The organism is Nocardia sp. NPDC050413 (genome assembly GCF_040655475.1).
GTDB classification, from domain to species: Bacteria; Actinomycetota; Actinomycetes; order Mycobacteriales; family Mycobacteriaceae; genus Nocardia; species Nocardia coubleae.
Window position 1 is genome coordinate 768422 of sequence record NZ_JBFAJZ010000001.1, and the last position, 16874, is coordinate 785295.

The following is a 16874-nucleotide window of genomic DNA, read 5'->3' on the forward strand; positions in this document are numbered from 1 at the left end:
ACACCCATGGCCGAACAGCCACGCTGGCAACAACTCCGGGCACAGAACGAGGGTGTGTCCACCGCCGAACTCGACGAGATCTGGACGCGGCTGCGCCCGGCGCGCGCCGAGGACATCCTCGGGCAGTGGCGCGGCGACGCCTTCCAGACCGGTCACCGGCTGTGCAAAGCTCTGCCCGCCAGCCGCTGGTACGGCAAGACCTTCCTGGCCCTCGACGATGCCAAACCGCTGATCTGCCGCGCCGAGGACGGCACCCTGTTCTCCAATGTCGAGATGGGACAGGGCGAGGCGACGCTGTGGAACATCGAGTTCCGCGGTGAGGTCACCGCCACGATGGTCTACGACGGTCGCCCAGTGTTCGACCACTTCAAATGGCTCGACGACAACACCCTGATGGGCATCATGAACGGCCGCCCCGAACTGGTCCTCGCGGGCGGGCAGTACTTCTACTTCCTGCTGGAACGGGACAGCTGATGCGCACCACGGCCGTGCTGTCACGCGATCCGGCAGCGGACTTCTCCGTCGAGACGGTCGAGATCGACGAGCCGCGCGCCGGGGAGATCCTGGTCCGGATGGCCGCCACCGGCATCTGCCACACCGACCTGGCCACCCGCCGCGCCGGTGCGGCGGACCGGCCGATCCTGCTCGGGCACGAAGGTGCCGGGGTGGTCGAGGCCGTCGGGCCGGGAGTGCGCACCGTCCGGGCGGGAGACCACGTCGTACTCACCTTCCGCCACTGCGGCGACTGCGCCAACTGCGGCGCGGGCCGACCCGCCTACTGCCTGCACGCGACCACGCTGAACAACTTCGGCCGCCGCGCCGACGACACCCCTCGGGTACTGGTCGACGGTGCACCGGTGCTGTCCGGATTCTTCGGGCAGTCCAGTCTGGCCGGCTACGCGCTGAGCAGCGAGGACAACACCGTGGTCGTCGACCCGGCGATCGACCCGGCCCTGGCCGCACCGTTCGGATGTGGGTTCCAGACCGGAGCCGGCGCGGTCCTCAACGTGCTTCGCCCCGAACCCGGCGCCCGCCTCGTCGTCTACGGCGCGGGCGCGGTCGGCATGGCCGCCCTGCTCGCCGCACGCACGGTGCCCGACGTCGAGGTGGTCGTCGTCGAAACATCCTCCTCGCGCGGGGAACTCGCGCTCGAGCTCGGTGCTCGCGCCGCCGTGGACCCGGCCGGGGAGGCGACGGCGGCACGGGTGCGTGAGCTCACCGGCGGCGGCGCGACCCACGCCGTGGACACCACGGGAATACCGGCCGTGCTCGGCGACGCGGTCGCCGCCCTCGGTATCGGCGCCACCGTGGTCGCCGTCGGTCTCGGCCGTGGTGCCCCGCCCATCGATGTCGGCGATATCGTCTTGCAGGGCAAGACGATTCGCGGCTGCCTCGAGGGCGACAGCGTTGCCGCCACCTTCATTCCCCACCTGCTGGACCTGCACGCGCAGGGCCGCTTCCCGGTCGATCGACTCGTCAGCCGCTACGCCGCTTCCGACATTGCCGCCGCTGTGCACGATCAGCGCACCGGTAAGGTCATCAAGCCGGTGCTGACATGGTGAACGGCCCGACCCGCGAGACCGAGGACAACGCATGACGATTCTCCACAGCGAAGACCTCGCGACCGAACCCGCAGCGAGTGTGGACGCCGCCCGTGCCCAACGGCGCCAGGTGGTGCTCGACGCCGCCCGTGACGTGTTCGTCGCCTACGGTTACCACGGCACGAGCATGGAGGACATCGGCAGCCGCGCGGGCATGAGCAAACCGGTCCTCTACACCCATTACGCGAGCAAACTCGACCTCTACCTGGCGGTCCTGCAGCGCTACCTCGACCGCATGGTCGAGGGTGTGCGCAACGCGCTGGCGGGAACCAAGGGCGAACAGAAGGTGCGCCGCGCGGTCGGCGCCTACTTCGATTTCGTCGACGAGGACGCGGGCGGGCACACGCTGGTCTTCGAATCACCGGTGCCGAGCGAACCGTGCGTGCAGTGGCGGGTGCGCGATGCCATGAACACCTGCGCGGTCCTGGTCAGCGCCGAGCTGCGCGCCGCGGGCATGGACGACGTGCGCGCCTTCGCCTGCGCGTTCAGCCTCGTGGGCGCCAGCCACTCCACCGCACGGCACTGGCTCGACGCGGGCCGCCCGATCCCCAAGCACGAGGCCGTCGAGATGACCGTGACGCTGTGCTGGCACGGGCTGTCGTCGGTGGGTGTCGTCAACCGCGACACCAAGGGCTCAGCCCGCTGACGCGGTGAGCGGCAACGGGCTGCCGTCGAGCAGTTCGTCGCTGGGCAGTTGACCGACCAGCACCGCGAGTGCGCGTTTCCAGCGACGGACCACGGCCTCGCGTTCGCCGAGGGTGCCGGTGAGCATGGCCGTCATCGACAGGCCGGTGAGCAGGTCGATGGTGAACTCCACCAGCAGCTCCGCGCGCGGGTCGGCCGCATAGGGCTCGCCGAGCACCTCCAGGTAGAGCCTGCGCATCTCGGTGAACACCCGCTGCTCCTCGTGCACGAGCCGGTCGCGCAGTTCGGCGTCGGTGCGCGCGGCCACCCACAGGTCGAGGGCGGTGAAGAAGGCCGGGCTGTTCAGGTCGCGCCAGGCCAGGTCGACCACCGACTGCAACCGGTCGCGGCCCGGCGGGAGCAGTTCGGCCTCGCGGCGGAACTGCTCGAGCCGCTGGTCGACCACCTGGGTGGTGGCGGCGACGAGCAGTTCGGCGCGGGTGGGGAAGTGGTGCTGCACGGTGCCGCGCGCCAATCCGGCGCGTTCCTGCACGGCGCTCACCGTCGTTGCCGCGTAGCCGCTTTCGAGCAGGCACTCGGCGGTGCAGGCCAGGATGCGGGCCCGGGTCGAGGCGCGGCGCTGCGCCTGGGTGCGGCGGGGGCGTTGCTCGGTCACGCAAGAAATCGTACGCCCTGCCGAATAGTTGCGCGATACTGTGAGCCCGGTCTCCGACACACCCGGCCGTAACTCGCTATTGACGGCGGAGTCCCGGGCTGGTGAAATCAAGAAACCGTACGCAGTAACTGTTTCCTGCACGAAGGGCTGCGATGACGCAGATCTCCCACCACCGCCGCGGAACCGGCGCACCGATCGTGCTGGTCCACGGTCTCGGCAGCCGATGGCAGGTATTCGCCCCGATCATCGACGCGCTGGCCGCCGAACACGAGGTGATCGCACTGGACCTGCCCGGCTTCGGCGAGTCCCCGCTCGTGCCCGGCGTGGAACCCGGACCGCGCGGGTACGCGACCTGGCTCGCGCAGTGGTTGTCCGACAACGAGATCGAGCGCCCCCACCTGGTGGGCAGTTCGATGGGCGGCGGGATCGCGCTGGAACTGGGTCGCACCGGTATCGCCTCGGCGGTCACCGCGTTCTCCCCGATCGGTTTCTACGACCGAGCCGGACTGCGATGGACCAAGACGCTGCTCACCGGCATGCGCGGCGCCGCGCGGGCGGCGGGCCCGGTCCTGGCTCGATCGATGGACCACCGGGCGGGACGGGTGCTGCTGCTCTCGGCCATGTTCGGCCGCCCGGCCCAGGTCACCCCAGCCGCCGCGCGCCTCGACCTGGCCGGAATCGCCGGGGCGAGCGCGTTCACCGCCGCCCGCGACGACTTCGACGACTACGTGCTGACACCGGACCAGGACTTCGGCGCGCTCACCGACATCCCGGTGACGATCGCCTGGGGTACCCGCGACGTCGTCCTCGTGCACCGCACCCAGAGCGCCCGCGCCCGCGCCGTGCTGCCGTTCGCCCGGCACATCGACCTGCCCGGCTGCGGGCACCTGCCGTTCAGCGACGCGCCGCGCGACTGCGCGCGTCTGATCCTCGAGAGGAACGCATGACACCGTCCATCGCGGTCATCGGCAGCGGTTTCGGCGGCTTGGCCGCCGTCATCGAACTGAAGAAGCGGGGCTTCGACGACATCGTCGTGTTCGAGAAGGCCGACGAGGTGGGTGGGGTCTGGCGCGACAACACCTATCCCGGTGCCGCCTGTGACGTGCCGTCGCCGTTCTACTCGTTCTCCTTCGCACCCAATCCGCGCTGGCCGCACCGGTTCTCGCGGCAACCAGCGATCCTCGACTACATCCGCGGGATCGTGGACACCTACGATGTGCGCCGCCACCTGCGCCTGGGCACCGAGGTGCTCGGCGCCGCCTACGACGACGCGACCGGCAAGTGGACGATGTCACTCGCCGGCGGTGAGACCGTGGTCGTCGACGTCGTGGTCTCCGCCGTCGGGCAGCTCTCGCGCCCGGCCCTGCCCGACATCCCGGGACGCGAAACCTTCGCGGGCAGCAGTTTCCACTCCGCGCAGTGGAACCACGACGTGGACCTCACCGGCAAACGCGTAGCGGTGATCGGTACCGGTGCCAGTGCGATCCAATTCGTCCCCGAGATCCAGCCACGCGTGGGCAATCTGACGGTCTTCCAGCGCACCGCGCCCTACATCATCCCGCGACCGGACCGTGAATTCGGGCGCCTGCACCACCGGATGTTCGAGAAGGTGCCCGCCACGGAGCTGGCCGAACGCGGCACCTGGTACGGCGTCGTCGAAGGGCTCAGCGTGGCCTGGGTCTACGCCCGGCCCCTGGCCCGTGCCGTCCGGGCCTGGTCGAAGTGGCACATGCGCCGCCAGACGAAGGCGGTGCCGGGACTGTTCGAGAAGGTATGGCCCGACTACGACGTCGGCTGTAAACGAATCCTGTTCTCCGACAACTACCTTCCCGCGCTCACCGAGCCGAACGTGGAACTGTGCACCGAGACGATCAGCGAGATCACGCCCACCGGTGTACGCACCGTCGACGGCCGTGAGCATGCGGTGGACGTCATCATCTGGGGGACCGGTTTCAAGACCACCGAGTTCCTCGCACCCATGACGATCACCGGGGCGGGCGGTCGCACGCTCGGCCAGGAATGGCAGGCGGGGGCACGCGCCTACTACGGCGTCACCGTGCCCCGGTTCCCGAATCTGTTCATCATGTACGGGCCCAACACCAACACCGGTGGCGGCTCGATCATCTACTTCCTCGAAGCACAGGCCAAATATCTGGGCCGCTACGTCGCCCATCTCGCGGCGACCGGTCGCCCCCTCGCCGTGCGTCCCGAGGTGGAGAAGGCCTACGACGCCCGCATTCAGGAACTCCTGGCAGACAGTGTGTGGAGCCGGTGTTCGTCCTGGTACCGCCAGGCCGACGGCCGCATCACCACCAACTGGCCCCTGCTGGGAGTCCAATACCGCAAACAGGCGCGGTTCGATCCCGCCGACTACGAGGTGATGGCTCCATGACCAGCTACGACTACGACGTGATCGTCGTCGGCTCCGGATTCGGCGGCAGCGTGACCGCCCTGCGCCTGACCGAGAAGGGCTACCGCGTGGGTGTGCTCGAATCCGGTCGCCGCTGGAACGCCGAGGACTACCCCAAGACGAACTGGAATGTGCCCAAAGCTATCTGGGCACCGCGTCTCGGGCTGACCGGACCGCAGCGCATCAGCGCACTCGGCAAGTGCCTGGTGTTCAGCGGTTCCGGTGTGGGCGGCGGTTCGCTCATCTACGGCAACACCCTCTACGAACCGCTGCCCGAGTTCTACCGCGACCGCGCCTGGGCACACATCACCGACTGGAAATCCGAACTCGCCCCCTACTACGACCAGGCCAAACGGATGCTCGGCGTGGTCGAGAACCCGAAGCTGGGCCCCAAGGACGACGTGCTGCTGCAGGTGGCCACCGATCTCGGTGTGGCCGACACCTTCCACCGCACCCACGTGGGCGTGTTCTTCAACGAAGGCGCCGAAGGGGTGGAGGTGGAGGACCCCTACTTCGGTGGCGCCGGACCGCGCCGCGCGGGCTGCATCCACTGCTCGGAATGCTTCACCGGCTGCAAGCACAACGCCAAGAACACCACCACTTTGAACTACCTGCACCTGGCCGAAAGCCAGGGCGCGCAGGTGCATCCGCTGACGACGGTCACCTCGGTGGCCCCCGACGGGGTCGGCGGATACCGGGTGGAGACCGTGCGTTCCAACGGTCTGCTGCGCAAGGACCGCCGCACCTTCACCGCCGAACAGGTGGTGTTCGCGGCCGCCGCGCTCGGCACCCAGAAGCTGCTGCACACCCTGCGCCGCAACGGCACCCTGCCCGAATTGTCTTCGCGCGTCGGCGAATTGACGCGCAGCAATTCCGAGGCGATCATCGGCGTCACCAGCAAGACCCGCCGCGACTTCGCCCAGGGTGTGGCCATCACGTCCTCGATCCACCCCGAACCACAGACCCACGTGGAGGTCTGCACCTACGGCAAGGGGCAGAACGCGCTGTTCGTGCAGACGGTGCCGATGGTCGACGGCGGGGCGTTCCGGTTCCTGCGACTGCTGCTGACCATGCTGCTGCATCCGGTGCAGTTCCTGCGCTCGCAGAACGCGCGCGGCGCGTCGGAGCGATCGGTGATCCTGCTGGTGATGCAGTCGCTGGACAATTCGCTCACCTCGTACCTGAAGGGGCGACGGCTGGTCACCAAACAGGGTGCGGGAGAACCCAATCCGGAGTGGATCCCACTCGCCCACGACATCGCCCGCCGTTACGCCGGCAAATCCGACGCCATCACGGGCAATATCGCCACCGACATCTTCAACATCCCCGCCACCGCGCACTACATCGGCGGTTGCACCATCGGCGATTCCCGCGACACCGGTGTCATCGACCCCTACCAGCGTGTGTACGGGTATCCGGGGCTGCACATCGCCGACGGCAGCGCCATCACCGCCAACCTCGGCGTGAACCCGTCGCTGACCATCACCGCCCAGGCCGAACGCGCCATGGCGTTCTGGCCCAACAAGGGTGAGCCCGACCCACGCCCCGAACTCGGGGCCGCCTACCGGCGCATCACTCCCGTCGCGCCACGCCGCCCGGCCGTCCCCGCGGACGCCCCCGGCGCCCTGCGCCTGCCCGTCTGAGAGGAACCCGCATGTCCGCCGCCGACCGTCTGGCCGCCCTCGAACCCGCCTGCCCCCGTGACGACGCGCTCGCCCTGTTCGACAGCCTCCCACCCGTCGCGCCCACCGACCTCACCGGCCGTTGGCACGGCCGCGAGCTGGCCACCGGCCACCGGCTCGACGGCCTGCTCGCGGCCTCCGGTTGGTACGGCAAACAATTCGACGGCCCCGACAACGTTCACCCGCTGCTGTTCGCCACCCCCAAGGGCGACATCTTCCCGGTCGACCCGAAACGCATCCCCCTGGGACTGGTCGACAAGATCCCCACCGCCCTCGTCGAGCACACCCGCCGACGCCTCGACCTGCTGGCACCCACGCTGCGCACCGCCCGGCACCGTGCCCGCCTGCGGGAAATCAACCATCGGGGGACCGTCACCACCGCGATGATCTACGACCATCTGCCCATCATCGACACCTTCCGCCGCGTCGACCCCACCACGGTTCTGGGCATCATGGACTACCGTCGCCTCCCCGACCCGTACTTCTTCATCCTCACCCGCGACTGACCGCGCAGGTCAGCGTGCGAACGCGACACCCGCCCCGACACCGACGACCATCGCCCCACCGACACCGCCCACAGCCTCGAGCCGGCGCGGTGACCGCGCGAACCACCCCCGCGCGGTCGCCGCGACGACGGCCCACACACCGTCGCAGGTCAGCTGGATGAGAAGGAAGATCGCGCCGAGAATCAGCATCTGCACCGGCAGCGGTCCGGCGTGGGTGGCGGTGAACTGCGGCAGGACCGCGCCGAAGAACACCGCCGTCTTCGGGTTGGTCGCGCCGACGATGAAACCCTGCCGCATCGACCGGCCACCGCCGTCGGCGCTCGCGGTGAGCACCAGCTTCTTGCGGTCACGAATCGCCGTGACGCCCAGATAGATCAGATAGAGCGCGCCGATCACCTTGACCGCCGTGAACAGGATCGTCGAGGTCATCAGCACAGCGCCGAGTCCGAGAGCGACCACGGCCAGGGGGATGACGGAACCGGCGACCGAGCCGAGGACCGACAGCAGTGCCTGCCTGCGCCCCAGCGTCAGCGCGCGACCGATCGCGAACAGCACATTCGGGCCGGGGATCACGATGATGAGCAACGCTGCACCGGCGAAGGCGATCACATGGGGGATCGGCACCATCATCCGAACCTAACAGCGCCCCGTCCGCGACGGCGCAGATCGCCGTGCATCGGTTACCCCGCCCCGGGAGGGCGGACGTCCCGGTTGTGTCGCTACCGGTTTGCCGGGTATCTGCCGTTCATGGCACATTTTCGTCGCTGGGGAGCTGTCTACCTGCTGATGTTGCTGTTCATCGGCTCGTGGGGCGCGCAGTTCGTGTTCCAGCTCATCGAGTACCGCAACACTCAGCAACAGCAGGGCCAACCATTCCAGTGGTCGGGGTATTGGCCGGAGTTCCTGGCGAGCACCTTCGAGAACTGGCAGAGCGAATGGTTCCAATTGGTCTTCCAAGCCGTGCTGCTGCTCGGAGCCAAGCACTGGATATTCCGGGTCGACGCCGAGAACGCCGAACGCATCGAATCCAAGATCGACGATCTGCGCGCCTACCTGGTCCCGCCCGACCGGCAGACCGAGGTGCCCGGAGACTGACACCGGCGCGCCCGGCCCGCGGTGCGGACCGGGCGCGACAGGCTCATCCGCGCGGTTCGATCCGATCCCAGGCCCGGTGCTCAGCCAGGTCGGTGACCACCTTTGTCACGGTCTGCGGCGCCTCGGCCACGGTGACACCCGGCGCGTCGGCATCGACACCGTTGCGCTGCAGCAGACTCGCCGCCGCACCGACCGCCGCGATCGCCTTCCCGTGTCGCCACATCTCGTTGACCAGCACATCCACCCTCGGATCGATCGGCGCGCCCAAGGCGATCAACGCGTCGAACTCGATCGAGCGCATCGTGGCGAACGTGCGGTCGACCTTGCGGCCCTCCACTTCACCACCGTGCGCGGCGACCAGCAACGGCCGCACCTTGGCCTGTTCCAGATCGGCGCACACCTGCTGCACGGCCCCACCGGAACTGGTCTCGTCCACCAGCACCGCCACGGTCCGTCCGTCGACCGGGAACGCACCGCGTTTCTGCGACAGCGCCGGGCTCGGCGCCAGTTCGACGGTGTTCGCCGTCGGCGCGGGCACATCGACACCGAGCTGATTCGCCACATACCCGGCCAGCTGTTCGTCGACATTCACCAGCATCTGCACCGCACGCTCGCGAATCGTCACCGACGTGCACTTGCCCAGTTCGAACGAGAAGGCATCGGCCAAGCGGTGCTGCTCACCATGGGTGAGGCTGCGATAGAACATGCGCGGCTGGGAGAAGTGATCGGCGAACGACACCTGCGCCTTGTCGGTGTTCGCCGAGGTGCGCAGCTTCGCCTGCGGCGGCGGAATCGGAGTCGGCGATTCCACATAGGCCTCACCGGCGAAACTGGCCGCGTACGGGCACCCGCCGTCGAGCGAATTCGGTTTGTAGGGTGCCAGGCCCGTGTGGACCGCCGTTTGGTGCATGCCGTCGCGGAACATGTCGTTGACCGCGGTGTGGGGCGTATTGATCGGCAGCTGCGCGAAATTCGGTCCGCCGAGCCGGCTGAGCTGGGTGTCGAGGTACGAGAACAACCGGCCCTGCAACAGCGGGTCGTCGGTCACCTCGATACCGGGCACCAGATGACTCGGGCAGAACGCCACCTGTTCGGTCTCGGCGAAGAAATTCACCGGATTCGCCGTCAGCCGCAAGGTGCCGATCACCTGCACCGGAACCAATTCCTCCGGTACGAGCTTGGTCGGATCGAGCAGATCGATGTCTTCGAACACCTGCTCCGGGGTGTCGGGAAAGACCTGGACACCCAGATCCCACTCCGGGAAATAGCCCGCCTCGATCGCGTCCGCCAGATCCCGGCGATGGAAATCGGGGTCGAATCCGGCGGTGAGCTGCGTTTCCTCCCACAGCATCGAATGCACGCCCAGGCGCGGCTTCCAATGGAACTTCACCAGGCTCGTGGCACCGTCGGCGGCGACCAACCGGAAGGTGTGGACGCCGAATCCCTCCATCATCCGCAGCGACCGGGGCAGCGCGCGGTCGGACATATTCCAGAAGGTGTGCGCGGTGGCCTCGGTGTGCAGGGAGACGAAATCCCAGAATGTGTCGTGCGCGGATTGTGCCTGCGGGATCTCCCGGTCCGGATGCGGTTTGGCCGCGTGCACCACATCGGGAAACTTGATCGCCTCCTGGATGAAGAACACCGGAATGTTGTTGCCGACGAGGTCGTACACGCCTTCCTCGGTGTAGAACTTCGTCGCGAAACCGCGCGTATCGCGCACGGTGTCGGCCGAACCACGCGAACCGAGCACCGTGGAGAATCGCACGAATACCGGTGTGCGAGCGCCGGCGGCGAGGAATTTGGCGCGGGTCAGTGAGGCGGCGGCACCGTTGGACTCGAAGACACCGTGCGCACCGACACCACGCGCGTGCACGGCCCGCTCCGGAATGCGTTCGTGGTCGAAATGGGTGATCTTCTCGCGCAGGTGGAAATCCTGCAGCAGCACCGGCCCTCGGGGTCCGGCCTTGAGTTGGTGATCGGTATCGGCTTGGCGCAGCCCTTGCGGAGTGGTGAGCGCATCACCCTGCTGGGCCCGGATATTCGCCTCGCCCGGAACGGGTGCGCCGGTGGGACTGCGCAGCTCCGGGCCCTGTTGGTCCGGTTTCGGACCGGGCGGCTCGCACTGCCCGCCGTCTTCGTCCGGCGGCACCGGCGGGCGCGTGAACTCCGGGGGAATGTGCTGCTGCTCTGTCATCTGTGCGCAACCCTTCTGTCCTGGATCGACGTGCTCGCATCGGGAAAAAACACCTACTGGCGGATACCGCCTCGAGGAGTCGGCAAACCACACGATTGGGCTGTCGGATCAGGGGTACGCGCAGACCAGCGGATCCCATCGAAAGGACGGCCCGGCCATGAACGATGCCGCTCTCCCTCATCATCACAAATTTCCCGACACCGAACGCACTACCCGCTCGCATGTCGGCGAATCCATCGAAGACGCTTGGAACTGGCCCGGGCTGATCTTGATCGGCGTCGGCGTCGTGTTGCTGGCACTTACCCTCACCGCGGCCGGATACGGATTCGAAGGGTGGGCGGTGATCGCCGGAATTCTGTGCGTTGTGTGTCTGCTCGGCGGCGTGGGTATCGTGCTCGCCGAACACCGCCGGATCAAAGCCCGCGAAGGGTTGCGATTGCGCGACCCGTGCGGGCACTGACCTGTTTGCCGCTGCTGAGGGGAGGTAGTCCGATCGGAGACCCCGTTCCCGGCGAGGAGGACTTCGATCATGGGATTTCCCGAGCAGCAACAGCAGGTTCCCGGCATCCAATCGAAAATGGACCCCGTGCCCGATTGCGGGGAGAACAGTTACCAGGGATCGGGCAAATTGACGGGCAAAGCCGCTGTCGTCACCGGTGCCGACAGCGGAATCGGACGCGCGGTCGCCATCGCGTACGCCCGTGAAGGCGCCGATGTCCTCATTTCCTATCTCGACGAACACGACGACGCGAAAGAAGTAGCCGACCTGGTGACCCGGGCCGGCCGCCGTGCCGTGCTGATGGCCGGTGACCTTTCCGAGGCCGCGCATTGCCGTGCGGTGATCGACAAGGCCGTCGAGGAATTCGGTCGAGTCGACGTGCTGGTGAGCAATGCCGCCTTCCAGATGTCGCACGACGACATCACCGAGATCAGCGACGAGGAATTCGCCTACACGTTCGCCCTCAATGTGGGTGCCTACTTCCACCTGGTGAAGGCGGCGCTGCCGCATATGCGGCCCGGTTCGTCGATCATCGGTAGCTCGTCGGTGAACTCCGACATGCCCTCCCCGACGCTGGCACCGTATGCCGCCACCAAGGCCGCCATCGCCAATTTCTCGGCCAGCCTGGCGCAGATGCTGGGGGAGAAGGGGATCCGGGTCAACAGCGTGGCTCCGGGCCCGATCTGGACACCGCTGATCCCGTCGACCTTCCCGACGGAGAAGGTGAGCAAGTTCGGTGACGACACCCCGCTCGGCCGGGCCGGTCAGCCCGCGGAGCTGGCCCCGGCCTATGTGCTGCTCGCCGCCGACGACGGCAGCTACATCTCCGGTGCCCGCATCGCCGTCACCGGCGGACGCCCGATCCTCTGATCCCGACCCGGCCTATCGGTGGCTCACTGGTAGGCCGGGTACTGGTTCGCCCGCAACAACCGGGCCAGATGCGCGGCATTACGCGCCATCGCGGCCGTGGTCTTGCGCACCGCCTCGGGGGTGTCGGGCAGATCCTTGAAGTCGGTGCCGCCCATCGCCTCCCCGTTCCAGTAGGTGCAGCCCTGGGCCGGAATGGTGAATCCGATGTCGTCGAGAGCTTGGAAGGTGTCGGCCACGATCTTGTGCGCACCGTCCTCGTTCCCGACAACGGCCGCGATCCCGACCTTGCCAAGCATGACGGGCCTGCCCGCGTCGTCGGTATCGGACAGTTCGGCATCCAGCCGTTCCAGCGCGCGCTGCGCCACCGACGACAGATGACCCAACCAGGTGGGCGTCGCGAGCAGGACGATATCGGCGTCGATGATGCGGCGCCGGATCTGCGGCCACTCGTCGCCCTCGCCCTCGTCGGCACTCACCCCCGGCCGCACCTCGAAATCGGCGATACGCACCGTCGACCCGGCCACATCGTTGGCGGCCAGCTCGGCCAGCACCTGGTCGGCCATGAGCTGACTGCTGGATTCGGCGGGCGACGGCTTCAACGTGCAGACCAGCGCCACTGCGCGCAACTGTTCGGCGGCCACGACAACACTTCCTCTCGCTCGACGATCAGGACTGGACAACCCGGATGTTGTGCAACTGCGGATCGCTGGCATCGGGCACATTCATCCCCGCCTCGACACCGGAACGCAGGTACTCCACGACCGTGTCACCGATCCGTTCACCCGGCACGATCGCGGGAATGCCCGGCGGGTACGGCGTGAGCTGTTCGGCGGCGATCCGGCCCGGCGCCTTGTCGATGGGCACCATCTCGGTGGGGGCGAAGAAGGCGTCCCGCGGCAGCATCACCGTGTCGAGCTGCAGATCCTGCGGGGACGGCAGCGTGATGTGGTGCGGTGCGGGGTCCAGACCGGCCCGGCGCCACAGCGCGAGCGCGTCGATGAGGGCCTCCGCGGAGGTGTCGTCGTCGGCCGTCGACATCGTCGCCAGAATCCGGCGGTGATCGCTGAGGCCCACATCGAGATGGTGATGCTCGCGCAACCAGTCCGCCGCCTCGTAGCCGGTGGCGCCGGTCTCGGAGACATCGACGAGCACCTGCAGCAGATCGAGATCATGAGAGGCCTCCACGCCGAGCAACTCGTCGTGCATCACCGTCAGGCCGCTGATCCGGTCGATCTCGGCGCGGGTCCGTTTGGCCAGATCGAGTGCCTGCCCCAGCAGGTCGTGCCCGAATTCGACCATCTGCCTTCGCCATCCGTCGAGCGCAGCGTAGATCAGCACGTTCGGGCTGGTGGTCATCAGCAGATCCGCGCAACGGCGCAACCGGCCCGGATCCACGAGATCGCCCTGCAGGTGGAACACCGAACCCTGCTCGAAACCCATGCCCATCTTGTGCACGCTCACCACGCACACATCGGCCCCCACATCCATTGCCCACGTGGGCAATTCGGGATGGAACGGCAGGTGCGCACCCCACGCCTCGTCGACGATGACCGGTTTGCCGCGCGCATGGCACACCTCGGTGATGCCACGCAGGTCCGCACAGGTGCCGTACGGGCTCGGGCACACGATCACCGCGCCCGCCGCGTCCGGATGCTCCTGCCACGCCTGTTCCACCTGCTCCGGTGACGGCGGATGGGAGAAGTGGCGTTCGGCATCCCAGCGCGGGCTGATCCAATGCGGCTGGACGCCGGAGAAGATCAGGCCGGCCACGATCGACTTGTGGCTGTCGCGCGCCACCAGCAGGCCGCCGTCCTTTCCGCCTGCCACCGCCATCATCGCGGCCTTGACCGACAGCGAGCTGCCGCAGGTGGAGAAGAACGCCGTCTCGGCGCCGACGGCGTCGGCCATCAGGTCCTCGGCCTCGGTGAGGTAGCCGTTGCGTGCGAGCCGGTCGTCGAGCCCGCCGTTGGCCAGCAGATCGGCGGCGAAGGCATCGGCACCGAGCGCCGCGAGAACCCGGTCGTCCACCCCTCGACCCTGCCGATGCCCGGGCGGGGTGAACCCGTACCGGTGCTTGTTGCGGTAGTCGGCGACCGCGGCGACGAGCGGGGCTGTGCTGTGGTCCATGCCCAGGTAATAGCCGATCGGTCGCACCCGAAACGACGGTGTGTAGCTGCCCCGGCGGGGGGTATCCGCCCGACGACCCGCGTTTCCGACCCCGTGAGGAGGCTGCGATGACCACCCCGATGTCGACCAGCCCACCCATTCCCGAACCGCGAGACCCGATTCCGCCCACCCCCGATCCGGCGCCCCCGCCGGATCCCGGACGGCCACCACCGCCACCGGAACCCGGTCATCCGCTGCCCGGCGACCCACCACCCGGACCGGGACCGGGACAACCACCACCCCCGGATGTTCCCGACCCGTTTCCCCCGATTCCCACACCGGGCGAGCCACTGCCCGAACCGGGCGCGGCGGCGCCGTGTTGAGCGCCGCGCCGGGGGCGCGAACACGATCCGGCGCCGAGCGCGTGCACGTGTCCCGGCCGCGAGATACTTCAGGAATGAAGAACAGTGAGGGTCTTTCGACCGGCGGCGCGCAGTCACTGCGGCGCGTGCTCGGCGAGGGCAGGGCACAGGACGCGGGCGGATTCAAGTTCTGGTTCGCCGACCAGCGCTGGGAATGGTCCGACGAGGTCGCCCGCATCCACGGATACGAGCCGGGCACCGTCCACCCCACGACCGCACTGTTGTTGTCGCACAAGCACCCCGACGACCGCGCCCACGTCGCCACCATGATCGAGAAGTCGGTCACCGAGGGCGAACCCTTCTGCAGTACCCACCGCATCATCGACACCACCGGCGTCGTACACGACGTGATCGTCGTGGCCGATCAGATGGTCGACGACAACGGCACCGTCATCGGCACCACCGGCTACTACATCGATGTCACCGACACCCTCGAGCGGCGCCGCAAGGAAACCCTCGACGACGAACTACCGAGCCTCTACGCGGCCCGCGCCGTGATCGAACAGGCCAAGGGCGCGGTGATGCTCGTCTACGGAATCAGCGCCGAGCAGGCATTCGACGTACTCACCTGGCGCTCACAGGAAACCAACACCAAGCTCCGTGCGCTGGCCGGGCGCCTGGTCGCCGAACTCGGTTCGCTCACCGATGTGTCCGGCGTTCTGCGCACCCGCTTCGATCATCTGCTGCTCACCGTCCACGAACGGGCCGAACAGCACGAGAAGGGCGCGGACTAGACGACGTCACGGTCGGGTAACCTGCGACCACGACAGGCAACACAGGGAGGCGGCATGCGAGCGGAGGATCGCGAGACCGCGCCCCGGTCGACAACGGTCGGGTTTCAGGTACCGGCGGAGCTCGAGCAGCTCACCATGGTCCACGCGTTGGCCGAAACAGTCCTGCTGGTAGGCGGTTTCGCGCTCGACGAGGTCACTGATCTGCTGCTGGCGCTCGACGAGGTGGTGACCGCCCTCGTCCTCGCCGCCGCACCGGAGGCCCTGATCGATTGCGCGTTCACCGGTGGCGGCGGGGCACTCGGCGCACGGGTCTCGACCGTCGCGCGCAGCGACGAAGCGATCGACGAGGACGCCTTCGGCTGGCATGTCGTCGCCACCCTCACCGACGCGCTGCGCACCGAATACGGCCCGTTCGACGCGGGCCGCAACGGCTATCCGACCACCGTCGAATTCGGGTGGATCCGCCGTTCGCACGGGCCGAACGGGGGGTGATGCGGACACCGGGATCGAAAGCGTAGGCTTATTTCGCATACAGATCGGGTAATCCAGAAGCATCCGACCCCACGGAATCGGAGGCACATGTGATGACGACTGCTCAAGCGACAACAGCCAACGACTCGACTGTCCGACGCTCCCACTCAAAAGGTGACAGCTACGACAACATCGAACCGTGGTTCGAGAAGCTGCAGGCACTTTCCCCGAACGACCCCCAGCGTGAACCCCTCCGCGAAGAGGTGATCAGGCTGTGCCTTCCCCTTGCCGACCACATCGCCCGCAAATTCGCCGGGCGCGGTGAACTCTTCGACGACCTCGAGCAGACCGCCCGCGTAGGGCTCGTGCTCGCCGTCGACCGCTATGACGTCAGCCGCGGCTCCTCGTTCCTCTCCTTCGCGATCCCCACCATCATGGGCGAGGTTCGCAGGCATTTCCGCGACCACACCTGGGCTGTGCGCGTCCCGCGCAGGCTCAAGGAGATCCAGCTGCGGATCGGTCCGGCCACCGAAGAACTCTCGCAGCGACTCGGCCGCGTGCCCAACGCCCGCGAACTCGCCGACGAACTCGAGGTCGACCTCGTCGAGGTCACCCGCGCGCTGGTCGCGGGCAACGGCTACCAGACCAACTCCATCGACGGAGTCACCCAGGACGACCGCGACAACTCCTCGCAGCCGATCACCGAGACCCTCGGCGCCGAGGAACACTGCTACGAGCTCACCGAGGACGCGATGGCGGTGCGCCCGCTGATCGCGGCCCTGCCCGAAGAAGAGCGCGACGTGCTGATCATGCGGTTCTTCGAGTGCAAGACCCAGAACCAGATCGCCGAACACCTCGGTGTCTCCCAGATGCAGGTCTCGCGCATCCTGTCGCGCACCTTGACCTCGCTGCGCGAGCAGGCACTCACGGAGCCGACTGCCGTGCCGTGACAGCAGCGGCCGCGCGTGCCAGAATTGCCTTAGG

19 protein-coding genes are annotated in these 16874 nt (G+C 67.8%); 14 read left to right on the plus strand and 5 right to left on the minus strand.

All coding sequences use genetic code 11. The features are described from left to right. Window positions 1-6 precede the first annotated feature (6 nt). Genes AB0I19_RS03690 through AB0I19_RS03700 form a run of 3 tightly spaced genes read left to right on the plus strand, consistent with a single transcriptional unit; the run spans window position 7 to window position 2247 of the window. Window positions 7-474 (plus strand): DUF4334 domain-containing protein, encoded by a 468-nt coding sequence (locus AB0I19_RS03690; protein ID WP_067489764.1) that lies wholly within the window; start codon window positions 7-9, stop codon window positions 472-474. Next, a complete protein-coding gene (locus tag AB0I19_RS03695) occupies window positions 474-1562 on the plus strand; it encodes an NAD(P)-dependent alcohol dehydrogenase (RefSeq protein ID WP_357143984.1) in 1089 nt (362 codons plus the stop codon). The genes AB0I19_RS03690 and AB0I19_RS03695 overlap by 1 nt, the downstream gene beginning before the upstream one ends. Window positions 1563-1593: 31 nt before the next feature. Beyond that, window positions 1594-2247 (plus strand): TetR/AcrR family transcriptional regulator, encoded by a 654-nt coding sequence (locus AB0I19_RS03700; protein WP_181697180.1) that lies wholly within the window; start codon window positions 1594-1596, stop codon window positions 2245-2247. Here the strand turns inward: AB0I19_RS03700 and AB0I19_RS03705 are convergent. After that, entirely contained in the window at window positions 2236-2901 is a 666-nt protein-coding gene (locus AB0I19_RS03705) for a TetR/AcrR family transcriptional regulator (RefSeq protein ID WP_067489773.1), read from the minus strand. The genes AB0I19_RS03700 and AB0I19_RS03705 overlap by 12 nt on opposite strands. A 152-nt stretch (window positions 2902-3053) precedes the next feature. Between AB0I19_RS03705 and AB0I19_RS03710 the strand changes: the two genes are divergently transcribed. From AB0I19_RS03710 to AB0I19_RS03725, 4 genes are read left to right on the plus strand one after another with little or no spacing between them, the layout of a single operon-like run. Further along, on the plus strand, window positions 3054-3848 hold the full coding sequence (locus AB0I19_RS03710; RefSeq protein ID WP_357143987.1) for an alpha/beta fold hydrolase: 795 nt from the start codon (window positions 3054-3056) through the stop codon (window positions 3846-3848). Next, the gene (locus AB0I19_RS03715; protein ID WP_357143990.1) at window positions 3845-5293 is read left to right on the plus strand and encodes an NAD(P)/FAD-dependent oxidoreductase; all 1449 of its coding nucleotides are present in this window, start codon (window positions 3845-3847) and stop codon (window positions 5291-5293) included. Before AB0I19_RS03710 ends, AB0I19_RS03715 begins: the two co-directional genes overlap by 4 nt. Then, a complete protein-coding gene (locus AB0I19_RS03720) occupies window positions 5290-6954 on the plus strand; it encodes a GMC family oxidoreductase (RefSeq protein WP_357143993.1) in 1665 nt (554 codons plus the stop codon). The genes AB0I19_RS03715 and AB0I19_RS03720 overlap by 4 nt, the downstream gene beginning before the upstream one ends. Before the next feature lie 11 nt (window positions 6955-6965). Continuing rightward, a complete protein-coding gene (locus AB0I19_RS03725) occupies window positions 6966-7499 on the plus strand; it encodes a DUF4334 domain-containing protein (protein WP_357143996.1) in 534 nt (177 codons plus the stop codon). A gap of 9 nt (window positions 7500-7508) precedes the next feature. Here AB0I19_RS03725 and AB0I19_RS03730 read toward each other — a convergent pair whose 3' ends face one another. Then, window positions 7509-8126: a LysE family translocator gene (locus AB0I19_RS03730; protein WP_357143999.1), complete on the minus strand. Its 618-nt coding sequence runs from the start codon at window positions 8124-8126 to the stop codon at window positions 7509-7511. Window positions 8127-8246: 120 nt separating this feature from the next. Here AB0I19_RS03730 and AB0I19_RS03735 point away from each other — a divergent pair, with 120 nt between their 5' ends. Then, window positions 8247-8594: a DUF6766 family protein gene (locus AB0I19_RS03735; protein ID WP_067489791.1), complete on the plus strand. Its 348-nt coding sequence runs from the start codon at window positions 8247-8249 to the stop codon at window positions 8592-8594. 43 nt (window positions 8595-8637) lie between these two features. Here the strand turns inward: AB0I19_RS03735 and AB0I19_RS03740 are convergent, their stop codons facing one another. Continuing rightward, window positions 8638-10788 carry a catalase gene (locus AB0I19_RS03740; RefSeq protein ID WP_357144002.1) on the minus strand — a complete coding sequence of 717 codons (2151 nt, stop codon included), beginning with the start codon at window positions 10786-10788 and terminating at the stop codon, window positions 8638-8640. Between the two features lie 157 nt (window positions 10789-10945). Here AB0I19_RS03740 and AB0I19_RS03745 point away from each other — a divergent pair, with 157 nt between their 5' ends. Further along, window positions 10946-11248 carry a hypothetical protein gene (locus AB0I19_RS03745; RefSeq protein ID WP_067489798.1) on the plus strand — a complete coding sequence of 101 codons (303 nt, stop codon included), beginning with the start codon at window positions 10946-10948 and terminating at the stop codon, window positions 11246-11248. 69 nt (window positions 11249-11317) lie between these two features. After that, complete coding sequence (locus tag AB0I19_RS03750; RefSeq protein ID WP_357144005.1) at window positions 11318-12157, plus strand: SDR family oxidoreductase; 840 nt, start codon at window positions 11318-11320, stop codon at window positions 12155-12157. Between the two features lie 23 nt (window positions 12158-12180). Here AB0I19_RS03750 and AB0I19_RS03755 read toward each other — a convergent pair whose 3' ends face one another. Together AB0I19_RS03755 and AB0I19_RS03760 are read right to left on the minus strand one after the other, a co-directional pair. Then, window positions 12181-12798 (minus strand): NAD(P)H-dependent oxidoreductase, encoded by a 618-nt coding sequence (locus AB0I19_RS03755; protein WP_067489804.1) that lies wholly within the window; start codon window positions 12796-12798, stop codon window positions 12181-12183. Between the two features lie 25 nt (window positions 12799-12823). Continuing rightward, on the minus strand, window positions 12824-14284 hold the full coding sequence (locus AB0I19_RS03760; protein ID WP_357144008.1) for an ornithine decarboxylase: 1461 nt from the start codon (window positions 14282-14284) through the stop codon (window positions 12824-12826). Between the two features lie 107 nt (window positions 14285-14391). Between AB0I19_RS03760 and AB0I19_RS03765 the strand changes: the two genes are divergently transcribed. From AB0I19_RS03765 to AB0I19_RS03780, 4 genes are all read left to right on the plus strand, one after another. After that, a complete protein-coding gene (locus tag AB0I19_RS03765) occupies window positions 14392-14646 on the plus strand; it encodes a hypothetical protein (RefSeq protein ID WP_357144011.1) in 255 nt (84 codons plus the stop codon). A 74-nt stretch (window positions 14647-14720) separates the two neighbouring features. Then, complete coding sequence (locus AB0I19_RS03770) at window positions 14721-15419, plus strand: PAS and ANTAR domain-containing protein (protein ID WP_357144014.1); 699 nt, start codon at window positions 14721-14723, stop codon at window positions 15417-15419. 54 nt (window positions 15420-15473) lie between these two features. Continuing rightward, window positions 15474-15911, plus strand: a complete 438-nt coding sequence (locus AB0I19_RS03775) for an anti-sigma factor (protein WP_357144017.1) — start codon at window positions 15474-15476, stop codon at window positions 15909-15911. Window positions 15912-16003: 92 nt separating this feature from the next. Next, window positions 16004-16840: an RNA polymerase sigma factor SigF gene (locus tag AB0I19_RS03780; RefSeq protein ID WP_067489813.1), complete on the plus strand. Its 837-nt coding sequence runs from the start codon at window positions 16004-16006 to the stop codon at window positions 16838-16840. Window positions 16841-16874: the final 34 nt, after the last annotated feature.

Coding starts and splice junctions, on each gene's coding strand:
- AB0I19_RS03745 (WP_067489798.1), top strand. CDS start 10,946: ATGAACGATGCCGCTCTCCCTCATCATCACAAATTTCCCGACACCGAA.
- AB0I19_RS03700 (WP_181697180.1), top strand. CDS start 1,594: ATGACGATTCTCCACAGCGAAGACCTCGCGACCGAACCCGCAGCGAGT.
- AB0I19_RS03765 (WP_357144011.1), top strand. CDS start 14,392: ATGACCACCCCGATGTCGACCAGCCCACCCATTCCCGAACCGCGAGAC.
- AB0I19_RS03710 (WP_357143987.1), top strand. CDS start 3,054: ATGACGCAGATCTCCCACCACCGCCGCGGAACCGGCGCACCGATCGTG.
- AB0I19_RS03760 (WP_357144008.1), bottom strand. CDS start 14,284: ATGGACCACAGCACAGCCCCGCTCGTCGCCGCGGTCGCCGACTACCGC.
- AB0I19_RS03730 (WP_357143999.1), bottom strand. CDS start 8,126: ATGGTGCCGATCCCCCATGTGATCGCCTTCGCCGGTGCAGCGTTGCTC.
- AB0I19_RS03695 (WP_357143984.1), top strand. CDS start 474: ATGCGCACCACGGCCGTGCTGTCACGCGATCCGGCAGCGGACTTCTCC.
- AB0I19_RS03720 (WP_357143993.1), top strand. CDS start 5,290: ATGACCAGCTACGACTACGACGTGATCGTCGTCGGCTCCGGATTCGGC.
- AB0I19_RS03780 (WP_067489813.1), top strand. CDS start 16,004: ATGACGACTGCTCAAGCGACAACAGCCAACGACTCGACTGTCCGACGC.
- AB0I19_RS03735 (WP_067489791.1), top strand. CDS start 8,247: ATGGCACATTTTCGTCGCTGGGGAGCTGTCTACCTGCTGATGTTGCTG.
- AB0I19_RS03750 (WP_357144005.1), top strand. CDS start 11,318: ATGGGATTTCCCGAGCAGCAACAGCAGGTTCCCGGCATCCAATCGAAA.
- AB0I19_RS03690 (WP_067489764.1), top strand. CDS start 7: ATGGCCGAACAGCCACGCTGGCAACAACTCCGGGCACAGAACGAGGGT.
- AB0I19_RS03740 (WP_357144002.1), bottom strand. CDS start 10,788: ATGACAGAGCAGCAGCACATTCCCCCGGAGTTCACGCGCCCGCCGGTG.
- AB0I19_RS03725 (WP_357143996.1), top strand. CDS start 6,966: ATGTCCGCCGCCGACCGTCTGGCCGCCCTCGAACCCGCCTGCCCCCGT.
- AB0I19_RS03770 (WP_357144014.1), top strand. CDS start 14,721: ATGAAGAACAGTGAGGGTCTTTCGACCGGCGGCGCGCAGTCACTGCGG.
- AB0I19_RS03715 (WP_357143990.1), top strand. CDS start 3,845: ATGACACCGTCCATCGCGGTCATCGGCAGCGGTTTCGGCGGCTTGGCC.
- AB0I19_RS03775 (WP_357144017.1), top strand. CDS start 15,474: ATGCGAGCGGAGGATCGCGAGACCGCGCCCCGGTCGACAACGGTCGGG.